At 65.5% G+C, this 19,650-nt stretch carries 9 protein-coding genes; 4 read left to right on the plus strand and 5 right to left on the minus strand.

The genetic code is table 11. From position 1 onward, the window contains the following. Nucleotides 1-363 precede the first annotated feature (363 nt). The 3 genes from fusA (at nucleotide 364) to VJ923_RS07620 (ending at nucleotide 11,479) form a co-directional block, all read left to right on the plus strand. Entirely contained in the window at nucleotides 364-2,448 is a 2,085-nt protein-coding gene (gene fusA, locus VJ923_RS07610) for an elongation factor G (protein WP_326440190.1), read from the plus strand. A 1,071-nt stretch (nucleotides 2,449-3,519) separates the two neighbouring features. Beyond that, the gene (rpoB, locus tag VJ923_RS07615; RefSeq protein ID WP_326440192.1) at nucleotides 3,520-7,053 is read left to right on the plus strand and encodes a DNA-directed RNA polymerase subunit beta; all 3,534 of its coding nucleotides are present in this window, start codon (nucleotides 3,520-3,522) and stop codon (nucleotides 7,051-7,053) included. A 4-nt stretch (nucleotides 7,054-7,057) separates the two neighbouring features. Next, nucleotides 7,058-11,479: a DNA-directed RNA polymerase subunit beta' gene (locus VJ923_RS07620; RefSeq protein ID WP_326440194.1), complete on the plus strand. Its 4,422-nt coding sequence runs from the start codon at nucleotides 7,058-7,060 to the stop codon at nucleotides 11,477-11,479. A gap of 527 nt (nucleotides 11,480-12,006) precedes the next feature. On the opposite strand, the gene VJ923_RS07625 is transcribed toward VJ923_RS07620, so the two are convergent. From VJ923_RS07625 to VJ923_RS07645, 5 genes are all read right to left on the minus strand, one after another. Further along, nucleotides 12,007-12,951, minus strand: coding sequence for a LysR family transcriptional regulator (locus VJ923_RS07625; protein WP_326440196.1), 945 nt, complete (start codon nucleotides 12,949-12,951; stop codon nucleotides 12,007-12,009). A 139-nt stretch (nucleotides 12,952-13,090) separates the two neighbouring features. Beyond that, on the minus strand, nucleotides 13,091-14,737 hold the full coding sequence (locus VJ923_RS07630) for a 4Fe-4S binding protein (protein ID WP_326440198.1): 1,647 nt from the start codon (nucleotides 14,735-14,737) through the stop codon (nucleotides 13,091-13,093). Further along, the gene (locus VJ923_RS07635; protein ID WP_326440200.1) at nucleotides 14,730-16,613 is read right to left on the minus strand and encodes a UvrD-helicase domain-containing protein; all 1,884 of its coding nucleotides are present in this window, start codon (nucleotides 16,611-16,613) and stop codon (nucleotides 14,730-14,732) included. Before VJ923_RS07635 ends, VJ923_RS07630 begins: the two co-directional genes overlap by 8 nt. A gap of 17 nt (nucleotides 16,614-16,630) precedes the next feature. Beyond that, the gene (locus VJ923_RS07640; RefSeq protein WP_326440202.1) at nucleotides 16,631-17,344 is read right to left on the minus strand and encodes a TorD/DmsD family molecular chaperone; all 714 of its coding nucleotides are present in this window, start codon (nucleotides 17,342-17,344) and stop codon (nucleotides 16,631-16,633) included. Between the two features lie 9 nt (nucleotides 17,345-17,353). After that, entirely contained in the window at nucleotides 17,354-18,181 is an 828-nt protein-coding gene (locus VJ923_RS07645) for a hypothetical protein (protein WP_326440204.1), read from the minus strand. A gap of 235 nt (nucleotides 18,182-18,416) precedes the next feature. On the opposite strand from VJ923_RS07645, the gene VJ923_RS07650 reads away from it, so the two are divergent. Beyond that, nucleotides 18,417-19,283, plus strand: coding sequence for a hypothetical protein (locus tag VJ923_RS07650; RefSeq protein WP_326440206.1), 867 nt, complete (start codon nucleotides 18,417-18,419; stop codon nucleotides 19,281-19,283). Nucleotides 19,284-19,650: the final 367 nt, after the last annotated feature.

The raw sequence follows: 19,650 nt of genomic DNA on the forward strand, positions 1-19,650 counted from the left end.
GCAGACGGGCCGTAAGCGCGGGCGTGCAAAGCGGTCGGGGTCCGGCTGGCACGTTGTCCGGGTGCTGCTCGGGCGGGTCGCAAGCGCTGATGCGCGAAGCGGTGGGCACGCGGGCCTTCCAAAAACTCATGCGAGAAATTCTCCGCTGCCATAAGTGGGATGGTTGGGCTCTGCTAAGATGAACGCATGATCTAAACGCCGTTCGCCGGCTGGAAGCGACCGCTCGCTGTCACTGCGTCAGTAAGCCTGTCGCCGCCCACGCAACGGCGCCGCTTCGTCGCGCGAGCCGATACGGCCGCGCGATCAGGGAAAGCCCGCGCAAGGGGCGCGGGCGCCCTCGAACAGGAAGGCAGGTGGTCGCCCATGGCAGCTCCGGCTCCCGAACACGTCAGAAACATCGTCCTAGTGGGACAGGACGGCGCCGGTAAGACCTCGCTGGCCGAGGCCATGCTCTTCGTCTCCGGCAAGACGCCGCGCATGGGCACGACCCACGACGGGAAGTCGTACCTCGACTACGACCCCGAGGAGATCAAGCGCAAGTTCACCATCTCCACGTCCATCGCGCCCATTCCCTACAAGGACTACAAGATCAACGTGCTGGACACCTCGGGCCACCCCGACTTCATCGGCGACACCTTGGCCACCATGCAGGCCGCCGAAATGGCCCTGTTCGTGGTGGACGCCGCCGACGGCCCGGGCGTGATGACCACGAAGCTGTGGCGCGAGGCCGAGGACATGCGCCTGTCGCGCGCCGTGTACATCAACCACATCGACCGCGAGGGCGCGAACTTCGACGCGGCCATGGCGCTTCTGCATGCCCGCTTCGGCGGCCGTTTGGGCGCGGTGACCATTCCCATCGGCCAGGGCGCCGACTTCGCGGGCGTTATCGACATCATCCGCATGAAGGCTCGCTACTTCGAGCCCGACGGCACCGCCGAGCGTGTGGAGGACGTGGACACGCTGCCCGAGAAGTACCAGGAGGAGGCCCGCATCGCCCGCGACAAGCTGTGCGATCTGGTGGCCGAGGCCGACGACGAGCTCATGATGAAGTACCTCGATGGCGAAGAGCAGCTCACCCAAGAGGAGCTGGAGGGTCTGCTGGATAAGGCCATCGCCCAGGAGCTCGTCATCCCCGTGTTCGTGGGAAGCACCATCATCATGCAGGGCGTCCAGGGTCTCATGGAGGACATCTGCACCTACTTCCCGCACCCGAAGAGCCACGGCCGCTTCCGCATGGCCGACGACGTGACCGTGCGCATCGACGAGACGAAGCCCCCCTGCGCCTTCGCCTTCAAGACGGTGTCCGACCCGTTCGTGGGACGTCTCACCTTCCTGAAGGTCATCTCCGGCTATCTGGAGCCGGGCCTGGAGCTGGTGTGCGGGCGCACCGGCAAGAAGGAGCGTCTGGGTAAGATTCAGGTGATGATGGGCAAGGAGGCCGTGGACGTGAAGAGCGCCAAGGCCGGCGACATCGTGGTGGTGCCGAAGCTGTCCGACGTGCGCGCCGGCGACACGCTCTCCTGCGAGGGCACCATCGCCATCGAGCCGCTGCCTTTGCCCGAGCCCTTGTACCCCGTGGCCATCGAGGCCGTGTCGAAGAAGGAGGAGGACAAGCTCGGCACCTTCCTCGCCCGCGCAGCCGAGGCCGATCCCACCATCCGCATCACCCGCGACGAGGACACGCACCAGACCATCATCCACGCCATGGGCGAGGCCCAGGTGGAGATGCTGCTCTCGCGCCTGCGCGAGCAGTCGGGCGTGGAGGCGAAGCTTGTGCCCGTGCGCATTCCCTACCGCGAGACCATCACCAAGCAGGCCGAGGCCCAAGGGCGCCACAAGAAGCAGACCGGCGGCGCCGGCCAGTTCGGCGACTGCTGGCTGAGGATCGCCCCCATCCCCGGTGAGGGCTACGAGTTCGTGGACGAGGTCAAGGGCGGCGCCATCCCCAACGGCCTCATTCCCGCCGTGGACAAGGGCGTGCGCGAGGCCATGGAAGAGGGCTTCCTCGCCGGATACCCCATGGTGGACGTGAAATGCACGGTGTTCGACGGGTCGTACCACTCCGTGGACTCCAACGAGATGGCCTTCAAGACCGCGGCCCGCATCGGCTTCCGCGCCTGCTGCGAGCAGGCCGGCCCCATCATCCTGGAGCCCTGGGCCACCATGGAGGTGACGGTGGGGGAGGAGTACGCCGGCACCATCATGGGCGACATCTCCACGCGCCGCGGCCGCATCGTGGGCACCGACGCGGGCTTCGCCGCCGGCGAGACCGTCATCAAGATGCGTGCGCCCTACGCCGAGGTGATCAACTACACGAAGGACCTGCGGTCCATGACCCGCGGCTCCGGCTCCTACACGCTTACGCTGGAAGGCTACGAGGCCGCACCGGCCGACGTGACGAAGAGGCTCGTGGAAGCCTACGAGGCCTCCCGCGCTGCGGGGAACTAACAGGGCGCTATAGAGCTACCGCCTTGGCGACCTCATCTTGACCTGCGTGGCAAGCTTTTTGCTTGATGGGAAAGCGAAAAGGGCACTATCCATGGCCCGTCCGACCGGCCGAACGTCGAGCTGGTCAGACGGGCCCCTTTGTTATGCGGACTGAGGCAGATGGCGCCGCCTCTGCGATATAGACTGAGGCATGCAGATTTGCCTTAGCGACATACGGAGCGATGCCCACGGTATAGCGGTACTTTGTCACGGCATACCGATGGAGCCGCCTTCGCGCTCCATGGAAAGACGCCTCTCGCTTCAAGATGCTTAGCGCGGGATACGGAAAACGTGGCAAATATTGGCGATATGGACAGCGTGCGGCGCCTCTTGCCTGCGCGGCTTCGTTGTCGCTGGGCGCTGACCTGGTGAAACGCGAGATTGGTTTTTGCTGAGGACCGGCGCGGGCGGCGGAAAGTGTCCATATCCCTCTTATTTGGCATAAATAATTCGCGCTCTGCCAAATAAAAGGGATATGGACGAAATGGAGGCTTCTCTTGCGCCAGATAGGAGGGATATGGACGAAACGGGGCCTTCTCTTGTGCCAGATAGGAGGGATATGGACAGCCCCGCCTCTTCTCTACGCCAAATAGAAGGGATATGGACAAGCTCAATCCGCCCTCTAGCCAAAATAGCGGGGTATGGACACATGGGGGCCTCTCGCGCCCGGCTATTAGACCCCTGAATGCCCTCGTGCTTTACCGTGCGGACGGCCCAGCTCGCCCCGAGCTTTTCCGTGCGGGCGGCTCCGGAATACCCTCGTGCTTTACCGTGCGGGCGGCTCAGCTCGCCCCCGGGCTTTACCGTGCGGGCGGCCTCAACTTGCTCTCGGGCTCCGATGCATCAACTCTTTGCGGGCAGAGGCTCGCAGGGCAGATATTCACACGCTCAATGACCTGTTCAAAGGCGCAATTTCCAAAAAATTTCCATAGCTTGTAAAAATTTTTCTTGACTCGTGGACCTTCTAATAGTAGGTTAGCGGATTGCAACTTTTTTGCAGATTTGCGATGGACGTGAAGGAGGAACAGCCTCGTGGCTCAAGGAAAAAAATCCGCTCCCACCAGCCTTTACAGGGATCGCCGAAGCTTCGCGAAGATTCCGGACGTAATGGACGTCCCGAACCTGATCGCTATCCAGACGGAAAGCTTCGACTGGTTCAAGAACGAAGGCTTGGCCCAGGCCTTCGCCGATGTGTGCCCCATTGAGAACAACACCGGCGACATGTGCGTCGAGTTCGGCAAGCACGAGTTCGGCGAGCCCAAGTACACGGTGGATGAATGCAAGGAGAAGGACGTCTCCTACCAGGCTCCGCTCTTCGTGGAGATTCGCTTCATCAACCGCGAGACCGGCGAGATCAAGGAGCAGGAGGTGTTCATGGGCGACTTCCCGCTCATGACTCCTCGCGGCACCTTCATTATTAACGGTACCGAGCGCGTCGTGGTGTCCCAGCTCGTTCGCTCCCCGGGCGTGTACTTCGCCTCCGAGCGCGACAAGACCTCCGACAAGACCATCTACAACGCGAAGGTCATCCCTTCCCGCGGCGCCTGGCTCGAGTTCGAGACCGACAAGCGCGACCTGCTGTCTGTGCGCATCGACCGCAAGCGCAAGCAGCCGGCAACCCTGCTCGTGCGCGCCCTCGGCCTGGCCGAGACCCGCGAGGAGATCATCGAGCTGCTCGGCTCTTCCGAGATGGTGCTGCGCACGCTCGACCGCGACCCCGCCACCACCAAGGAGGAGTCGCTCATCGAGCTGTACAAGCGCTTCCGTCCCGGTGAGCCGCCGACCATCGACTCGGCCCGCACGCTGCTCGACGGCCTGTTCTTCAACCCGCAGCGCTACGACCTGGCGAAGGTCGGCCGCTACAAGATGGACAAGAAGCTCGGATTTACGCCCGAGGAGAACGACTCCTCCACGCTGACCGATGAGGACATCGTGCGTACCATGCGCTACATCATCGGCCTGCACAACGGCGACGAGGGCTTCGCTACCGACGACATCGACCACTTCGGCAACCGCCGCATCCGCTCGGTGGGCGAGCTGATCCAGAACCAGTTCCGCATCGGCCTGTCGCGCATGGAGCGCGTGGTGCGCGAGCGCATGTCCATGCAGGAGCCCGACGAGATCACGCCGCAGTCGCTCGTGAACATCCGCCCCATCGTGGCCGCCATCAAGGAGTTCTTCGGAAGCTCCCAGCTCTCGCAGTTCATGGATCAGACCAACCCCGCCGCGGGCATCACCCACAAGCGCCGCCTGTCGGCTCTGGGCCCGGGCGGTCTGTCCCGCGAGCGCGCCGGCTTCGAGGTGCGCGACGTTCACACCTCCCACTACGGCCGCATGTGCCCCATCGAGACGCCTGAAGGCCCGAACATCGGCCTTATCGGTTCGCTGGCTACCTACGGCCGCATCAACCCCTACGGTTTCATCGAGACACCCTACCGTCGCGTGGTCGACGGCAAGGTGACCGACGATATCGACTACCTCACCGCCGACGAGGAGGAGAACTTCACCATCGCCCAGGCCAACGACCTGTTCGACCTGGAAACCCGCGAGTTCGGCTACACCGACGAGGACGGCGTGTTCCACAAGTCCACCCGCGTGCTCGCCCGCACTACCGACACCAATGGCGTGTTCGGCGAGGCCATGGACGTGCCGCCCGAGCAGGTGAACTACATGGACGTCTCGCCGCGCCAGATGACCAGCGTGGCCACCTCGCTCATTCCCTTCCTCGAGCACGACGACGCCAACCGCGCCCTCATGGGCTCGAACATGCAGCGTCAGGCTGTGCCCCTGCTTCGCCCGAGCGCCCCGCTTGTGGGTACCGGCATCGAGCACCGCATCGCCGTTGACTCCGGCGAGATTCTCGTGGCCCAGCGCCCCGGCGTGGTCGATTACGTCGACGGCCAGACCATCATTATCCTGAACGACGAGGGCGAGTACGACGAGTACCTCATCCCGAAGTTCCAGCGCTCCAACCAGTCCGGCTGCATCAACCACCGTCCCATCGTCCGCAAGGGCGACGAGGTCCAGGCCGGCGACGTGCTGGCCGACGGCCCCTCCTGCGACGGCGGCGAGCTGGCGCTCGGCCAGAACCTCATGATCGCCTACATGCCCTGGGAAGGCTACAACTACGAGGACGCTATCATCGTGTCCGAGCGCGTGGTGTCCGAGGACCTGCTGACCTCCATCCACATCTCCGAGTACGAGGTGGATGCCCGCGATACCAAGCTCGGCCCCGAGGAGATCACCCGCGAGATCCCGAACATCTCCGAGGACATGATCTCCGACCTGGACGCCGACGGCATCATCCGCGTGGGCGCCGAGGTGTTCCCGGGCGATGTGCTCGTGGGCAAGGTCACCCCGAAGGGCGAGACCGAGCTGACCGCCGAGGAGCGCCTGCTGCGCGCCATCTTCGGTGAGAAGGCCCGCGAGGTGCGCGACACCTCGCTGAAGGTGCCCCATGGCTCCGGCGGTCGCGTGATCGGCATCTACCGCACCTCTCGCGAGGCCGGCGACGATCTGGCTCCCGGCGTGAACGAGCTCGTGCGCATCTACGTGGCTCAGAAGCGTAAGGTGCAGCAGGGCGACAAGCTCTCGGGCCGCCACGGCAACAAGGGCGTTATCTCCCGCGTGCTGCCCGTGGAGGACATGCCCTACCTCGCCGACGGTACCCCCATCGACGTCATCCTGAACCCGCTGGGCGTTCCCTCTCGTATGAACGTCGGCCAGCTGCTCGAGAACCATCTCGGCTGGGCCGCCAAGTGGGGCTGGTCCGATGCCGAGGAGACCACCGAAGTGGTGGAGGGCCCCATCCACGTGGCCACGCCCGTCTTCGACGGCGCTACTGAGGAAGAGATCTCCGACGCCATCGAGAAGGCCAACCGCAACCTCATCAACATGAACCATGAGAAGTACGGCGACATGGCCCGCGACGAGCTGGTCCCCCAGCTCACCCGCACCGGCAAGACGTGGCTGTACGACGGCCGCACCGGCGAAAAGTTCCGCGAGCCCATCACCGTCGGCCAGACCTACATCCTGAAGCTCGGCCACATGGTGGACGACAAGATTCATGCCCGCTCCACCGGCCCCTACAGCCTCATCACCCAGCAGCCGCTCGGCGGCAAGGCCCAGTTCGGCGGCCAGCGCTTCGGCGAGATGGAGGTGTGGGCGCTGTATGCCTACGGCGCCTCCAACGTGCTGCAGGAGATCCTCACGGTGAAGTCCGACGACACGTCGGGCCGCGTGAAGAGCTACGAGGCCATCGTGAAGGGCGAGAACATCCCGGCGCCCGAGGTGCCCGAGTCCTTCAAGGTGCTCGTGAAGGAAATGAAGTCCCTGTGCCTGAACATCGAGCTTGAGGGCCACGACATGCAACCCATCAGCGAGGACGAGTCCGACGACTACAGCGCCGATTCGGCTCTGTACGCCGCCCTTGCCGCTGATGCCAAGAAGACCGAAGACGAAGAGGCCAACGCCATCGACGCCCTGGCCGCCGAGCTGGGCGATTTGATGAGCGGTCTTGAGTCCGACCTGAACACCGACCTCATCGGTGGCGGAGAGGAGGCCTAAACCCATGACGGAATTCGACGTCAACAACTTCGACGCCCTGCGCATCTCGCTCGCTTCCGCCGAGGATGTGCGCAGCTGGTCCCGTGGCGAGGTTAAGAAGCCCGAGACCATCAACTACCGTACCTTGAAGCCCGAGAAGGACGGCCTGTACTGCGAGAAGATCTTCGGTCCCACCAAGGACTGGGAGTGCGCCTGCGGCAAGTACAAGCGCGTTCGCTTCAAGGGCATCGTCTGCGAGCGCTGCGGCGTTGAGGTCACGCGCTCCAAGGTGCGCCGCGAGCGCATGGGCCACATCGAGTTGGCCGCGCCTGTGAGCCACATCTGGTACTTCAAGGGCAGCCCGAGCCGTCTGGGCTACCTGCTTGACATCCCGCCGAAGGAGCTTGAGAAGGTTCTGTACTTCGCCAGCTCCATCATCACCTCGGTGGACAAGGAGGCCCGCGAGGAGGATATCGACGACCTGCGCGACGAGCTGGCCGCCGATTTGGAAGAGCTGGACGCCGAGCGCGACCGCCTCATCGAGGCCACCCGCAAGCTCTCCACCGACTACGTGCCCGAGGAGGACGACTTCATCGACGACCTCGACGATGACGAGCGCCTCACCCCCGAAGAGGTGGAAGAGGAGATCGCCGACATCTACGAGGAGTTCAACGAGCGCAAGGCGCTGCGTCAGGACGCCTTCGACGCCTTCCTGAAGATCGAGCCGAAGCAGCTGGTGGCCGACGAGGCCCTCTACCGCGAGATGCGCGCTTGCTACCGCGACTACTTCACCGGCGGCATGGGTGCCGAGTCGGTGCGCGACCTTCTGGACGCCATCGATCTGGAGGCTACCTCTGAGGAGCTGCGCGAGGTCATCGCCACGGGCAAGGGCCAGAAGCGCGCCAAGGCCGTGAAGCGCCTGAAGGTCGTGGACGCGTTCCTGAAGTCCGACAACAAGCCCTCCGGCATGATCTTGGACGTTATCCCGGTCATTCCGCCCGATTTGCGCCCCATGGTGCAGCTCGACGGCGGCCGTTTCGCCACGTCGGATTTGAACGATTTGTATCGTCGCGTCATCAACCGCAACAACCGCCTGAAGCGCCTGCTCGATCTTGGCGCCCCCGAGATCATCATCAACAACGAGAAGCGCATGCTGCAGGAGGCCGTGGACTCGCTCTTTGACAACGGCCGTCGCGGCCGTCCCGTCACGGGCCCGGGCAACCGTCCGCTGAAGTCCATCTCCGACATGCTCAAGGGCAAGCAGGGCCGCTTCCGTCAGAACCTGCTCGGCAAGCGCGTGGACTACTCCGGCCGTTCGGTTATCGTTGTGGGCCCGCAGCTGAAGCTGCACCAGTGCGGCCTGCCGAGCCAGATGGCCTTGGAGCTGTTCAAGCCCTTCGTGATGAAGCGTCTGGTCGAGCTGGAGTACGCTGCCAATATCAAGGCCGCCAAGCGCGCCGTGGACCGTGGCGCCAGCTACGTGTGGGACGTGCTCGAAGAGGTCATCGCCGAGCATCCCGTGCTGCTCAACCGCGCACCAACCCTGCACCGTCTGGGCATCCAGGCCTTCGAGCCGGTGCTCGTCGAGGGCAAGGCCATCAAGCTGCACCCGCTCGTATGTACCGCCTTCAACGCCGACTTCGACGGCGACCAGATGGCTGTGCATGTGCCGCTGGGCGCTGAGGCTCAGGCCGAGGCCCGCGTGCTCATGCTCTCCTCCAATAACATCAAGTCCCCGGCCCATGGTCACCCGCTGACCGTGCCCACCCAGGACATGATCATCGGTCTGTACTACCTGACTGCCGTGCGCGATGGCTTCCCGGGCGAGGGTCGTGTGTTCATCGACCTCGACGACGCCCTGAACGCCTACGACGCCCGTGCCGATCTGGACCTTCAGGCCAAGATTCAGGTGCGTCTGCCCTACAACATGAAGGTGGCCACCTCCTTCGGCGTGTTCGAGGACCACAAGGAAGGCGAGCGCATCGAGACGTCGGTCGGCCGCATCATCTTCAACGATGTGCTGCCGCCGGACTACCCCTTCTTGAACTACGAGATGAACAAGAAGGAGATCAGCCGCCTGGTGGAGGACGTCACCAACACCTACGACCTGTCCGAGGTGCCGCCGATTCTGGACGGCCTGAAGGACGCGGGCTTCCACTACGCCACCCGTGCCGGCGTGACCGTGTCGGTGTACGACGCCACCATCCCGCCCTCCAAGCCGGCGATTCTCGCCCAGGCCGACGAGCGCGTGGCCGCCATCGATGAGGACTACGAGATGGGCCTCATGTCCAACGAGGAGCGCCACAAGCAGGTCGTCGACATCTGGAACGACGCCAACGAGGAAGTCGGCGAGGCCATGGCGGAGAACTTCGACAAGTTCAACCCCATCTACATGATGGCCTTCTCCGGCGCCCGTGGTAACATCAAGCAGATTCGTCAGCTCGCCGGTATGCGCGGCCTTATGTCCGACCCGAAGGGCGAGATTATCGACCGTCCGATTAAGGCGAACTTCCGCGAGGGTCTGTCCGTACTGGAATACTTCATTTCCACCCACGGCGCCCGTAAGGGTCTGGCCGACACGGCGCTTCGTACCGCCGACTCGGGTTATCTGACCCGTCGTCTGGTGGACGTGGCCCAGGACGTCATCATCCGCGAGATCGATTGCGGCACCACCGAGGGCGTGCCCTACCGCGTGCGCAACGAGAAGAACGAGGTGGACGAGAACCTCATCGGCCGCTGCCTGCTGGAAGATGTGGTGGCGCCCGAGACCGGCGAGATTCTCGCCGAGGCCGGCAGCTACCTGCACTCCATGGCCCAGCTGCGCGAGCTTGACGCCGCGGGCATTGAAGAGGTCGTCATCCGCACGATCATGACCTGCCATGCCGAGCACGGCGTCTGCCAGAAGTGCTACGGCTGGGATCTGGCCACGGCCCGTCCGGTGAACATCGGCACCGCGGTCGGTATCATCGCCGCTCAGTCCATTGGCGAGCCCGGCACCCAGCTGACCATGCGTACGTTCCATACCGGCGGCGTTGCCGGCGAGGACATTACCCACGGTCTGCCCCGTGTTCAGGAGCTTTTCGAGGCTCGCAAGCCCAAGGGCCAGGCGGTCCTCGCCGAGATCTCCGGCACCATGCAGGTCACCGGCGACAAGATGTCGAAGACCATCACCATCCACGACCAGGAGGGCAACTACCGCGAGTACGTGGTGAGTGCCCGCGCCCAGCTGTTGCCGGGCGTGTTTGACGGGTGCGAGGTGCGCGTGGGCCAGCAGCTGACCAAGGGTTCGGTGAACCCCCACGACTTGCTGCGCCTGACCGACCCGAACACCACGCTGCGCTACATCGTGGGCCAGGTCCAGGACGTGTACGTGTCCCAGGGTGTGGATATCAACGACAAGCACATCGAGGTCATCGCGCGCCAGATGCTGCGCAAGGTGGCCGTGCTGGATGCCGGCGACTCCGACTTTTTGCCGGGCCGTCAGGTCAACCGCTTCGAGTTCGAGAAGATGGCCAACGAGCTTATCGCCGAGGGCAAGGAGCCCCCGGTGGGTCAGCCGCTGCTGCTGGGTATCACCAAGGCGTCGCTCGCCACGGATTCCTGGCTGTCCGCCGCCTCGTTCCAGGAGACCACCAAGGTGCTCACCGATGCTGCCATCGAGGGCAAGACCGACTACCTGGCCGGCCTCAAGGAGAACGTCATCATCGGCAAGCCCATTCCCGCCGGTACGGGTCTGCGCCGCTACCGCGACGTGGGGCTCACCTACAAGGGCCGCCCGGTGGAGAAGGTCACCGGCGACACGCTGCCCGACTTCGCGCCGGATGCGCTGCGTGAGATTGAGGACCTGCTGCCCCAGCCCCAGGATTGGTCGCTCGACAACGACGGCTACTTCAACTCCACGGGCACCTTCGGCGGCTACTACAGCGCCCTGTCGGGTCACCGCGGCCACAACCTGTCCGACGAGGACGCTCGCCTGTACATCTACGACGACCTGGGCGTGTCCCAGCGTTGGGCGAACAAGTTCTCCGAGGCGGGCATCGAGACTGTGGCCGACCTTCTGGGCCACACCGAAGAGGACCTGCTGCGCATCGAGGGCATCGGCGTGAAGGCCATCGAGGAGCTGAAGGAGGGCCTGGCGGCCCGCGACCTCATGCACGTCATCGAGGACGACCTTTCGGCCTCTTCCGACGACATGAGCCAGCTGCTCGACATGGTGTTCTCGCCCGACGACACCATCCTCATCGGTGGCGACGAGCCCCCGACGTTCAACACCGACGGCGAGGAAATGCTCGGCGAGGCCCTGCCCCCGCGTTCCTACCAGCGCAACCTGGAGGAGCTTGACGCTCTGCTGGGTTCCGTGGGCGGCCTGGGTTCCTTCGGCTTCGGCGTGACGAGCGCTGAGGACGAGGCGGCCAGCAACCGCGCCATGGAAGACGGCGAGGAGTAACTGCTCGCGACGGGTTTCGAAACCCAGGAGTTTTCTATCAGGGGCGACCTTCGGGCCGCCCCTTTTTTGCGCCGTCCCCCCCCCTCGCGGGCGTCTCGTCGGGGGCGGGAACGCGCCCGTTCCCGCCCACGGGCCGCCCTCACGCCGCGTCCGGGGCGGAAGCGCGTCCGTTCCCGCCCGCGGGCCGCCCACGCGCCTCGTCCGGGGCGGAAGCGCGCCCGTTCCCGCTCACGGGCCGCCCTCGCGCCTCGTCGGGGGCGGAAACGAGCCCGCTTCCGCCCTTGAACCGCCCCCATGCCTCGTCATGGGCGGAAGCGCGTCCGTTCCCGCCCTTGAGCCGCCCTCGCGTCTTGTTGCGGGCGGAAGCGCGTCCGTTCCCGCCCTGGAGGGCGTCGGGTATGGGCTGAGGGGCGGGAGCGCGTCCGCTTCCGCCCGCGGGCTATCCTTATACGCCTTTCAAGCCCGAAAGCGCACTCGCTTTCGGGCTTGGGACGCTTGCGGCATCGGGATGGTGTGGTTGCGGTTGGCTATTCGCTCTCGACGAGGGCGCCGCCCTTGCCGTGGTTGAGGATGATCTTGCGGGCGCGGGTGTAGGCGTCAAGAGCCGGGCGCACGCGCTCGTAGTTGTCCTTCTTGTAAATGGCGTACAGGCGGAAGGCCGCGTCATCGTCGGTGACGGGCAGCACCGTCATGCGCGAGAAGTCGGACAGGTAGCGCAGCTGCGGCATGGAGGCCTGGAGAATCATGACGTCCTCCACGCCGAGCGGGATGGCGCAGTAGTTCATGTAGGTGCGCCCGAGCACCGCGCGGGTGCGGGGCGTATAGCCGTGCTCCTGGCAGATGCGCTCGATGTTGGCCCAGCCCGACAGGGCGTAGCCGTCGGCGAACTTCACGAAGCGGTAGCTGCGCAGATCGTCCATGGAGACATCCTTCAGCGAGGCTAAGGGGCTGTCCATGGACACCATGGCCACGAAGGGCGAGCGGATGAGCGGGATGTAGGCGAGCCCCATGTCGTCCAGCTTGTCCAGCTCGGCGTAGGCCAGAAGGATGTCGGCCTCGCCTTCGACCAGCTGGCCGAGGTAGTTGGTGTCGTTCAGGCTGTTGTAGATGATGGGCGCCTCGCCCTCGGTGTCGAGGAACGTGGCGGCGATGGAGGTGATAGAGGCGATGGCGCTGTCGGACATGATGCCGTTCACCTTGAGCGGCGTGTGGGTTTGAATCTCGTGGATGCGCTCGCGGGCATCGTCGTAGGTGTCCACCATCTGCAGTGCCGCGGCGGCGAATACGTTGCCCGACTCGGTCAGTTCCACCCGACGGCGGTCGCGCTCCAGAAGCGAGCAACCGAGTTCCTTCTCCATGGCCACGATGTGCTTGGAAAGCGTCGGCTGGGTGAGATGCAGCATCTCGGCCGCCTTGGTGTAGTTGAGCGTTTGGGACAGCACGATGAACTCGCGCAGCAGACTCAGTTCCACGATAATTCCCCCTTGTACGTCCTTCTTGCGCCCTCCTTATACCACAATATACCGAAACAAGCGAAGAGGGAGCGATTTCTCGCCCCCTCCCTCAAATGGAATAACGCTATTCCGAACAAGCGTCGTGCTTGCAAGAGGCTCATTCGCCGCGAATCTCCCTGCGGCGGGCATCGCGGGCCTGAGCGTAGGCGCGACGCTCGGCCGTGTCGTTCGACTTCACCTTGGCCTGCGGCTCCTGGACGTTGTCCACCTTGATGAAGCGCGCCATGCGGCTGGCGATGGAGTCCTCCGCGCCGGGGTTCCAGCCGATGGGCTGCATGGCGAAGCGGAACTTCGCGCCGGAAAGGAACTCCTCGGTGGACACGGTGTCGGACACGGTGATGGCCTGCTCGGGGCAGATGGTCTCGCACAGGCGGCATTGCATGCACAGGGCGCTGCGGTGCTCCACGCCGAAGGCCCCGTCGCCCGCATCGAAGCGCGAGACGGCGCCCGTGGGACAGAACACCGTGCACATGCGGCAGGAGCGGCAGAGCTCGGTGTTAATGTCCACCTGGCCCCACAGGTGCGTGGCGACTGAGGGCTGTTCCGGCGTGCCGAGGGCCTTCAGGCTGTTGAAGAGGCGCAGGCGGCGGGGCGGTACGAAGTGGGGAAGGGTGCCGTCTGATTGCACGTGGGTGAACTCGGGAACGAAGTCTTTGTTGGCGCCGGGGATGAGGGCGGTGCGGGCGGCGGGATTTACTCGCTTGCGTTGTGCCTGTGGCTCGTCGGGGGTCGGGGACGCAGGGTACTCCGATTCGCTCAGACAGTCCTCGCTCGACGGCTCGTCGGGGGCGGCCTCCCGGGCAGTGCTCAGTCGCTCAGACAGTCCTCGCTCGGCGCGACAGCCCACTGGGCTGATCGCGTTCGCTGCGGAACTCGCTTGGTGAGCACCACCCGGGAGCCCGCTGCACTCAGCCTCGGTTGAGGCTGCGGAACTCGCTCGGTCAGAACACCCTGCGTCCCCTCTACGCTCGGCCTCAGTTGCGACTGCGGAACTCGCTTGGTGAGCATCGCCCGTAAGCCCGCTGCGCCCAGCCTCGGTTGGGATACCTGCTGTGTCATCCTGAGCGGAGGCCGGAGGCCGGAGTCGAAGGATCTTCGAAGCGTCTTCGGTATTCTCGAACTGGATGCGCTCGAGAGGCGAGGGGACTCCCATGGCGGTGAGGAGGTTGGTGGCGGAGGAGGCGATCTCGTCGCAGAGGGCGCCGCCGCAGTGGTGGGCGCAGGTTTCGCAGCGGCCGCTGATGAGCTGGATGGACTGGGCGTGCCGGGCGGTGGCCTCTATGAGGAGCGACTCGTCCACGCGTCCCAGGCACACGACGCCGATGACCTCGCGGTCGTCTTCGGTGGTGCCGACGGGTTTGCCGGGGGCGAAGGTGTCTTCGCCGTCCGCATCGCGCTGCGCCAGGGCGCAGGCGGTCTCGCAGGCGATGGCGACCTGCCCGTCGTGGCGGGCAAGGGCGCCTTCCACGGCGGCGAACAGCTCTTCGTCGGTGGGATTGGCGGCCGCAAGGCAGCCGGTGGGGCAGGCCGAGGCGCAGGTTCCGCAGCCGATGCAGAGGTCGGGGCTTACCACGATGCCCTCCTCGGCCAGAGAGATGGCGCCGGTGGTACACACCGCGGCGCAGCGTAGGCACTCGCCGTTGCGGTTGCGCACGAGCACGCAGCGGTCGGGCTGCACGGCGAGCAGCGGAGAGTCGAGCCCGTCGATGAGGTGGATCATCTGGCCGTGGCGGTAGTTAGTCATGGTAGGACACCCCCGTAATGGCGCGAATGGTCTCGCTGGGACGAACTTCGCACAAACGCTCGCCCTCGCGCAGGCGAACGCGGTGGATCTTCAGCTTCAGGGATTCCGCCGTGGCAAGCGGTGCCTCCGAGAAGTAGGTGAGGAGCAGGGCCGATGCGGCCTTGCCCGCGCAGGCGTAGGTTTTGGCCATCTCGGCCGCCAGCAGGGCCGGGCGCTTGTCCCGCTCCACCTGGGCCGGGTCGAAATAGCGGCGGGGGAGCGTGAGCCCGTTGACAAGGCCGGCCATCACCACGGCACTCGCCGTGAGCCCCGCGAAGTCCTCGGGCAGGCCCACGCGCACGCCCTGGCCGGCGAACTGGGGCGCGAGGACGGCGTGCTCCACGGCATGGCAGAGCTCGGCGGCCGAGGCGCTTGGGGAAGCTTGGGCCGCGATTGCCTTCAGGGCGGCGACCTCCGCTCCCTCGCTGGCTCCGACGGCCTCAAGGGCCGCCTCCATGAGCGCGCTGCCGCTGAGGCCATCGAGGGCGCCGAGAAGCTGCCGACCCTCGGCGAGGGCCGCGTCAGCACGCTCGGCCCCCTGCTTGAGGAGGGCGCTCGGCGCCGGGGCGGCGAAGGAGACGCCGTCTTCGAGGCTCAAGGAGGCCTCTCCTGCGACGACGGCGGTCATGAGGGCGCTGTTGGCCAGGTAGTCGCCGAAGCCGCACCAGCTGCGCAGGGCCAAGGGATCGCGCCCGTCGGCGGCGAGCCGCAGCAGGGTGAGCGCCCGGGCCGCGCGGCAGGTGTCCGCATCGCGCGTGTCGCCGCTGATGGATACGCGGCTGAGGGCGCTCACGGGAATGCCCTCAGCCGCGAGGGCGCGGGCGGCGTTGGCGGCCCAGAGGCGGTTGGCGGCCGCCACCGCGATGTCCGCTGCGGCTACGCCGCGGCTCTGCTGGTACGCGACGAGCGCGACGATGCCCTGAAGCTCGTCCTCGGGCCGCGCGTAGGCCACGGCCTCGCAGATTCCCTGCTCGCTCGAGGCACTTGCCACGGGCGAGGTGTCGCCGATGGCCTCGTCTTCAGCGAAGCGGTTCACAGCGTCGGTCACCACGCAGCTGAGGCGGCTGAGTGCGAGCTTCTCGGCCTCGGCGGCGGGGTTGGCCTCAAGCAGGCGCGCGGCGCCTTCGAAGGCGGGATAGTCCTCGGAGCCGTGAACGCGGGCGAGCGGGTCGTGGGCCACCGTCAGGCTTGTGCGCGCGATGGCGCCGGCCAGGCACTGGGAGGCGTAGCTCGCCATCTGGTAGTCGTCGACGAAGACGTGGTCGTAGGCCGCCTCCTCCCGCGCATCGCTATGCTGGCCGAGATAGTCCCATGCCGCGCGGGGCAGCTCGCAGGCAAGATAGGCCTCGCGGAAGGCCAGCTGGTCGCAGAGCATCTTGAAGACGCGTGCCTCCTGCTCGTCGTAGAACCAGTCGCCGCACAGAGGCTCCAGGTCGGTCATGCTGCGATAGAGGAACTTGAGCATATCGCCTAAGCGGCGCGGCGCCACGCCGGAGGTCTTCATGTCCTCCATCAGCAGGTTCTCCTCGAAGCGCATAAGCACGCGCCCGCGCCGGCCGGTGCGGCGGACGGCTTCGGGGCTTGCCAGCAGCTCCAGCGCGAAGAGGGGCAGCGTGGATACCCGGGGGCACTCGCTGGCGTCGGCCGCTTTCGCCAGGCGCTCCTCAAGAGCGCGCGCAGCGGCGGGCGTGGCGGCGAACAGGATGATGTCCCGAGGGCTCACTTCCTGATGCAGCAGGTCGATAACCTGGTCGATGATCTGCTGGGTCTTGCCCGTGCCGACACGGCCTTCGATGCAGCGCACGTCGGCGGAGGTGGCGTAGGGCGAGCGAGTCATGGCCGCACCTTCCTTCGTTAGTCGCGGTCGGACACGAGGTCGGCCAGAAGCGCCGCATCCTCTTCGAGAAATCCCTCGGTGATGTCGGCCACGCCCAGGTAGAAGCCTGTTTCCGCGAACCGGTGCACCTCGGCGAGGAACACCGGTACCCACGTGGACAGGTGATCGTCCATGAAGTTGCGCTGGGTGTTGATGAGCGAGTAGGCCCGTTCCTCGTCGCCGGCGCGCAGGGCGGCCGCCGTGCGGTGGGCCAGCACGCGCATGAACTCAAGCTCCACGGCCACATGGTCCTCGCCCACGGTCCACGACTCGGACTTCTCCAGGCCGCAGGAACGGTAGATGGCGAGCACCTCGTCGCGCGCATCGCCCATGAGCAGGCGCTTCTCCGAGGTGTAGACGCTCTCGAAGGGGTAGGCCGCCGAATAGGTGTCGATGCCCGAGCCTAAAAACGCGCGGGTGTAGTCGACCGACAACTTCATGAGCGGGTCGACCCACGCGTTGGAGAGGTACTTGGCGATGCCGTAGTAGCCCGCGTCCATAAGGTCGTTGCCCGAGGAGACGGGGTAGTCGGTGGCGATCAGCTCGTCGAGCAGCTCCTGGTCGACCTCCTGGCGGTACAGGCGCGCAAGCAGCTCGTAGGTGGCCGCGCGGCTGTCGCAGAGCTCGGCCAAATCCTCGACGGTCATGGCCTCGGCGGCCTCTTCGGTCACATCGTTGATCATCTCGGTCATGGCGTTCCCCTAGTTCTCGTTCAGCGTGGTCAGATACTCGCGGCCGTGGGCGGTGAGGGACCACTGGCCCGTCCACTCCACCGCGCCGGCATGCTCCAGCTTGTCGACGAAGTACATGGCGTAGCGCTTCGGGCTCTGCAGCACCGGCTCGTCGTCCACGACATCCCCGATGGCCCGCAGGCTCGTGCCGCCGTCGCGGCCGCACAGCTCAAGGCAGGTGGTGAAGATGTCGGCGTACTGGGGCTCGGCCTCGTAGAGGCGGGCGATCATCTCCATGGGGCGATAGGTGTCCAGCTGGGCGGCGCCCTCCTCGGTGAGGCTCCAGTACACCGCCGGCGCCGGCGCAACGCGCCAGAACTCCGCGCCGTCAATCTCCACGCGCAAAGGCTCCTGCTCCACCTCGGCGAGCGGCACGCCTTCCTCATCGGTTTGGGCGATGGCCCCGGCGCGCTCGAGCAGGCTGCACAGGGTGAGCGGCTCGTAGACGGAATGGTGGTGGCGCTTCATCTCCTCGATGGCTGCCTCCAAATCGGCGGTGGGAACGGGCGTGGAGCATCGGTCCAGAATGGTGAAGAGCATCTTGTGCAAGGTGGGCATCTGGGAGAATAAAGCTTCGATGCGCTCGGTGGCCGTTTCCCCGTTATCGAAGGCGACGAGCTCGCGCTGGAACTGCGGGATGGCATCGGGATCGGGCATGTTGAAGGGGCCTTCGGCCAGCACGCTGGGCGCGGCGTCTTCGTCGCCCTCGGCGTCGTCGAAGGCAAAGGCCTCCAGGGGGTTGAAGTCGACGGCCGCATCCTCCGCGAAGGAGAAGCCGCTCTGATCATGCTCGGTCATGGGACCTCCTAGCCTTGAAACATTCGATGCCCCGATCATAGTGAGGCATGAATTTATGCGTCAAGCCTGTTCAGGGGCATGCTCTCATGATGATTCAGAAGCGCTGATGCCGGCGCGCCATGGCTTTATTCCGATTCGACATGGCAGCGAAAACCCCATTGACGAGATGCGCGGCGTCGCCCGATACTGGGCCGCGAACAACGTCTGCGAAACGACTCACGCCAAGGAGGACGCCATGTTGCCCAAGCCCTCGCTCGTGCTTCAGGTGAAGCTGCTGCCCGAAGATTACTCGGAGGCCCAGGCGGCCGAGATCAAGCGCAGCTACATGTACCTGGCCCAGTCGGTCGTCTCCGAGCTGCCGGAGGATGAGCGCGCCGAGGGCAACCTCATGCGTCTGAACGTGCGGCTCATGAAGCCCTATTGGAATCCGGCCGATGACGGGGCCCAGAAGCTGTGGGGCGAGTCCTTCATGCCGTGGCTCGCCAACGCCACGCGCAACATGTCCACGGCCATGCACAACTTCAACACCGTGCCGCACCCGCTGGGCAGCGGAAATGTGACCTACGAGTGGGCCGATTTCGACTTCGCCCCGAACGCCGTGCTGCGCGTGAAGATGGACGACGAGAACCGCATCCCGAGCGCGGCCCCCGCGTTCTGCGACGCGGTGCGTTCTCTGTGCGCCGAGGGCGTCCTTGGCGAGGACGTGGTGCGCGTGCGCATCCCGTCTCTGGCGAGCCTTGAGGCCCAGAAGGCCGCTTACGAGGAAGAGCTGCGGCAGTTCCGCGCGGCCCGCGCCGCCGAGGCGGCCGTCGCGTGCGCGCCGGCCGCTGATACCGACCCGGAGGCAGGGACGGCTGTGGATGCTGCCGAGTTCGAGGCACCTGCGGATGCCGACTCGGCTGCCGAAGCCGTCGATGCGGCTGCCGACCAGAACAACGCCGCCGGCACCGACGAGGTTGCCGTCGACGAAGCCGAGCCCGCTCCTGCGGCCGATGATGCCGCGACAACGGCTTCGGAGCCCGTCTTCACGATCGATTACGCCATCTGGGGCATCGAGCGCGCCGACGGCACCGTCGTCGAGCTGGATTCCCGCACCCTGTAACGCCCATTCCCGACCCGGGCCGTCTCCCTCCTCTTTCCCCAACGAACGGCCCGGGACTCTCCTTCCCCTGAGAAAGGCGCCGCTGCCATCCCCTCCGGCAGCGGCGTCTTTCGCTATTCCAGGGGAGCGGGGGCCTGAAGCGGGGCTTGGACGATGCCCCTTCGGCGGCTGTGCGCTCGCGTCCGAAGCGCCTTATGCCCAAGCGGCATAACCGATGCCAGATGGGCATTGCCGGCCTGTCAACCCGGCATCTTCGGAAATTCCTTATGCCGTCCCCGCGTCCTATTGTGTATGGCAGGAAAAGTTTGCGAAGCGCTTCTTTTGGAGCAAGGCGGAGTCCGGTGGAGACAGCGGGTGCCTTGACCGA

The sequence above is a fragment of the Adlercreutzia shanghongiae genome (assembly GCF_035830635.1).
In the GTDB taxonomy this organism is placed as follows: domain Bacteria; phylum Actinomycetota; class Coriobacteriia; order Coriobacteriales; family Eggerthellaceae; genus Adlercreutzia; species Adlercreutzia shanghongiae.